This window comes from Micromonospora endophytica (genome assembly GCF_003236305.1).
Classification (GTDB): Bacteria; Actinomycetota; Actinomycetes; order Mycobacteriales; family Micromonosporaceae; genus Micromonospora; species Micromonospora endophytica.
In genome coordinates, this window is the sequence record NZ_POTX01000356.1 from 1 (window position 1) to 4,422 (window position 4,422).

The window sequence follows — 4,422 nt, forward strand, 5'->3', positions numbered from 1 at the left end:
GTGGGGGTGGGGCTGCTTCGCTCGTGTTGGCGGCGTTGCTCCGGCACGGGGTGCGCGACCTGCGGATCGCCGTCGTCGATCCGGTGCACCGGCGGGGCCAGGATCGGACCTGGGCGTTCTGGGACCAACCCGGCAACGAGCTGGACGATCTGCTCAGCGCGAGCTGGTCCCAGGTCGAGGTGATCACGCCCGACGCGTACCGCAGCCTCGACCTCGCCCCGCTGCGGTACGCGATGTTGCGTTCCGGCCCGGTCTACGAGCGGGCCGCCGAAGCTGAACGGCGTCTCGGTGTGACCCGGATCGTCGCCCCCGCCGAAGGGCTCGACGACGACGGGGAACGCGTGTTGGTGCGTACCGGTGGCGACCGGCCGGCGCTGCGGGCCGGTTGGGTGCTGGACTCCCGACCGCGACCACCGGGCCGCCCCGGGCGGACGAACTGGTTGCAGCACTTCCGGGGTTGGTGGCTGGCGACCGACCGGCCGTTCTTCGACCCGCAACGGGCCGTCCTGATGGACTTCCGCACCCCGCAGCCCGCCCGGGGCGTCTCCTTCGGATACGTGTTGCCTGTCGACAGCCGGTACGCGCTCGTCGAGTACACCGAGTTCTCGCCACGCCTGCTGACCGGTGCGGCGTACGACGCGGCGCTCGCCGGCTACCAGGCGTTGTTGGGGCTGGACCCGGCCCGCTGCACGGTGCGGGAAGTGGAGAACGGCGTGATCCCGATGACCGACGGCCCGTTCGTCGCCCGCCCCTCGCCCCGGGTGGTCCGCCTCGGCACCGCCGGTGGTGCCACCCGCCCGTCGACCGGGTTCACCTTCTCCGCCATGCGCCGGCAGGCCGACCAGATCGCCAGGGCACTCGCGGCCGGACAGCCGCCGGTGCCGGCTCCCGCGTACCCCGCACGGCACCGCTGGATGGACGCGGTCGCGTTGCGTGCCCTGGACCGTGACCTGGTCGGTGGCCGGGAGTTCTTCGGGAGGCTGTTCGACCGCAACCCGGCGTCGCGGGTGCTGCGTTTTCTCGACGGCGCCACCACAGTGGCCGAGGATCTGGCCGTGATGCGGTCGACCCGGCTGCTGCCGATGGTCACCGCCAGCGTGGGTGATGCCGCCGGACGCCTCCACGACCGGCTTGCGCCGGACCGCCGACCGCCGTGGTCACCCCCGCCGCCGGTGGTCGGTGACGAGCCACCGGCCGACGCCGGCGTGGCCCGCTGAGCGCGGACCGGCCAGTCAGACCGTCTGTCGGAGGTTGAACAGGTCGGGCGACTCCGCTGCCAGGGCGTGCAGATGCTCCCCGTCCAGCCGCAACACGTCGATCTCGTCGAGGGTACGGGCGTGCAGCCGCTGGTAGAACCGCAGCGCCGGGTCGTTGGTCCGCAGCACCCACCACTCGAGGCGGGCGCAGCCCCGGCGTACGGCCAGCCGCGCCAGATGGGCCAGCAGCTCCCGGCCGACGCCGTTGCCCCGGTGCTCGGGCCGGACGTACAGGTCTTCCAGGTGGATGCCGGGCCGACCGGCCACAGTGCTGTAGGTCGAGTAGTACAACGCGAAGCCGATCGGCTCTTGGTCGACACTGGCCACCACTGCCTCGGCGGCTGGCGGCGATCCGAAAAGCGCCGGGATCAGATCGGCAGGTCGGGAGGTCACTTCACCGGGAAAGTCTTCCGCCTTGGTCAGCTCGACGATGAATTGGTGCAACACCTCGACGTCGTCCGGCTCGGCCGGGCGGATGGTCAATCGTTGTTCGGCGACAGTTCCACTCACTTGACCGACCCTAGCGTTCGGCACGCTCGCGTGGGTGCCCGTGCGGTGGCGCGCCGACCGGCGGCTCGCGGCGCGGCGGTGGTGGGACGGTCGCGGCGGTGGGCGACGGCTTCGGTAGGTTTGCCGCATGGTGGAGGAGACGCCCGGCCGGGTGGTGCAGATCTGGACCGACGGCGCGTGCAGCGGCAACCCGGGGCCCGGCGGCTGGGGCGCGGTGCTGCGTTACGGCACACACGAGCGGGAGCTGTGCGGTGGCGAGGCGAGCCCGACCACCAACAACCGGATGGAGCTGACCGCGGCCATCGAGGCCCTGGAGAGTCTCACCCGGCCGGTCACCGTCGAGCTGCACACCGACAGCACGTACGTGCGCAACGGCATCACCAGCTGGTTGGCATCCTGGAAGCGCAACGGCTGGCTGACCGCGGCGAAGCAGCCGGTGAAGAACGCGGATCTGTGGCAGCGGCTGGAGGCGGCCTGCGCCCGGCACCGGATCACCTGGCTGTGGGTGAAGGGTCACAACGGCCACCCCGAGAACGAACGCGCCGACGCTCTGGCCAACCGGGGCATGACCGAGGCCCGCACCACTTCCCAACCCGCCGCTAGCGCAGCCCGTCCGGCGCGTGGCGATCGGGTCAGGGCTGTTCGGTGAGGTGGGCCACGAAGGTCCGCCAAGCCCCTTGGTCGCTGTCGCCCCGGGTCCCACCTGGCGTGCATCTGCTGACCCGTTCGGCATGACTTTCTGTAGTCGGATCTTGGATAGCGCCTGTTCGCGTGGCTACTTAAAGTAGTTCCGCAATAGTGGCACCCCGCGCACCGGCGCCGAGACGCCAGGCGTGGGGGTAGCGGAACAGGAGCACCACATGTCAGATCACACCGCCCACCGCGGCCGTCTCGCCGCACGTACGCTCGCTCTCGTGTTGGGTGCCACCTGCGTGACCCTGGCCGTCCCAGCCGTCCCGGCCGCCGCCGCCGTGCCCGGCCTGGTGCGCATCGCCACCGTCAGCCCCACCAACTCCACCGACTTCCGGTCCGTCACCGCCACCTGCCCCGCCGGCAAAGTCCTGACCGGCACCGGCTACGAGATCAACGGTGCCACCGGCGAGGTCGTGGTGGACGACCTGCGACCCAACGGCAGCGCCGTCAGCGCGCCGACCGCGGTGACGGTGGGCGCGTACGAGGTGGACCCGTTCGCCGGCAACTGGAACATCACCGCGTACGCCATCTGCGCGAACCCGTTGCCCGGACTGGTCCGGATCACGGCGGTCAGCGCCAACGACTCCAACGACTTTCACAGCGCGACCGCCGCCTGCCCGTTCGGCAAGGTCCTCACCGGTACCGGGTTCGAGATGAACGGGGTCACCGGTGAGGGGGTGGTGGACGACCTGCGACCCAACGGCAGCACCGTCAGCGCGCCAACGGCGGTGACGGTGGGCGCGTACGAGGCGGACGCCTTCCTCGGGAACTGGGAGGTATCGGCGTATGCCATCTGCGCGAACCCGGTGCCCGGCCTGAACCGAGTCACGATCGGCAGCCCGCGCAGTTCGAACGATCTACACTCCGCCAACGCCTCATGCGTGAGCGGGCAGGTGATGACCGGCGCGGGGTTCCAGGTCAACGGTGCGACCGGGGAGGCGGTGGTGGACGACTTCCGGCCCAACGGCGACTCGACTACGGCCCCCACCATGATCTCCGTCACCGCGTACGAGGAGGATCCGTTCGCCGGCACCTGGAACGTGCAGGCGTATGCCATCTGCGCGGCCAGGTAGGCGGGTCCGGGACGGACGAATGGGCCGCCTCGACCACCGGGGCGGCCCGAACCCGGGTCGGACGTCAGCGGCGGTGCGGGCGGGCGGCACGGCGGGGCGCGGTCGTCCAGTGCGCCGGGCGGCGCAGCGCCGGCGGCAGGCGGGTGGCTTGGTCGCCGCGAGCGGCGTCCACCTGCGACTGGTGCAGGAAGAGGGCGCCGGACAGGTTGGTCGCGCTGAGGTTGGCCGCGCGCAGGTCGGCGCCGGTGAGGTCGGCCCGGGTCAGGTCCACGCCGCGCAGGTCGGCCCCGAGCAGCACCGTGCCGCGTAGGTTCGCCCCGCGCAGGTCGGCGCGGCGCAGGTCCCGAGCGACTAGGTTGGCACCGCGATGGTCGGCACCGGGGCCGCCATCGCGGGCGCGGGCCAGATCTGCGGTACGCGACAGCAGCGCGTTCACCGCCCGGCGGTGCGCGTCGACGTCGAGCGCCAGCAACTCCTGCGGGCTGCCGGAGGCCAGCCGATCAGTGTCGGCGAGCGCGGTGAGCAACTGCTCGCGCAGCGCCGCCGGTGGGTCCAGCGCGACGGCCTCCGTCACGTACCACAGCAGCTCGTGCAGCGGACGCATCACCGCGAACACGTCGAACATCTGCCCTGCGGTCTCCGGTGCGCTGCGCCAGTCCCGTCCGCCGAAAGTGTGCTGGGCGACCCGCTGACCCGCCCCGAAGCAGTCGAAGACGGTGCAGCCCGCAAAACCCCGCTGTCGCAGTTCGGCATGGATGCCACAGCCGAAATCACCGCGCAGATTGCCGCATGCCTGTCCGGCGGGCTTGTCGACAGCGAAGTCCGCTGACGCGGCGAACCCCGGTGCCACGCAACAAAGCCCGAAGCACCGCTCACAATCCCCCCGCAAC

The 4,422-nt window shown here is 71.5% G+C and carries 5 protein-coding genes; 3 read left to right on the forward strand and 2 right to left on the reverse strand.

Annotated elements, in window-relative coordinates; all coding sequences use genetic code 11:
* The coding region (locus tag C1I93_RS28825) for a lycopene cyclase family protein (protein WP_111246414.1) at positions 1-1,217 on the forward strand (1,217 nt) is incomplete at its 5' end.
* Positions 1,218-1,232: 15 nt separating this feature from the next.
* Here C1I93_RS28825 and C1I93_RS28830 read toward each other — a convergent pair.
* Complete coding sequence (locus C1I93_RS28830) at positions 1,233-1,766, reverse strand: GNAT family N-acetyltransferase (RefSeq protein WP_223256698.1); 534 nt, start codon at positions 1,764-1,766, stop codon at positions 1,233-1,235.
* A gap of 127 nt (positions 1,767-1,893) precedes the next feature.
* Here C1I93_RS28830 and rnhA point away from each other — a divergent pair, with 127 nt between their 5' ends.
* Complete coding sequence (rnhA, locus tag C1I93_RS28835; protein WP_111246411.1) at positions 1,894-2,415, forward strand: ribonuclease HI; 522 nt, start codon at positions 1,894-1,896, stop codon at positions 2,413-2,415.
* 211 nt (positions 2,416-2,626) lie between these two features.
* Positions 2,627-3,532 (forward strand): hypothetical protein, encoded by a 906-nt coding sequence (locus tag C1I93_RS28840; protein ID WP_146603603.1) that lies wholly within the window; start codon positions 2,627-2,629, stop codon positions 3,530-3,532.
* Between the two features lie 64 nt (positions 3,533-3,596).
* Here the strand turns inward: C1I93_RS28840 and C1I93_RS28845 are convergent, their stop codons facing one another.
* Positions 3,597-4,421, reverse strand: coding sequence for a pentapeptide repeat-containing protein (locus C1I93_RS28845; RefSeq protein ID WP_258378371.1), 825 nt, complete (start codon positions 4,419-4,421; stop codon positions 3,597-3,599).
* Between the last annotated feature and the right edge of the window lies 1 nt (position 4,422).

Coding starts and splice junctions, on each gene's coding strand:
- rnhA (WP_111246411.1), top strand. CDS start 1,894: ATGGTGGAGGAGACGCCCGGCCGGGTGGTGCAGATCTGGACCGACGGC.
- C1I93_RS28840 (WP_146603603.1), top strand. CDS start 2,627: ATGTCAGATCACACCGCCCACCGCGGCCGTCTCGCCGCACGTACGCTC.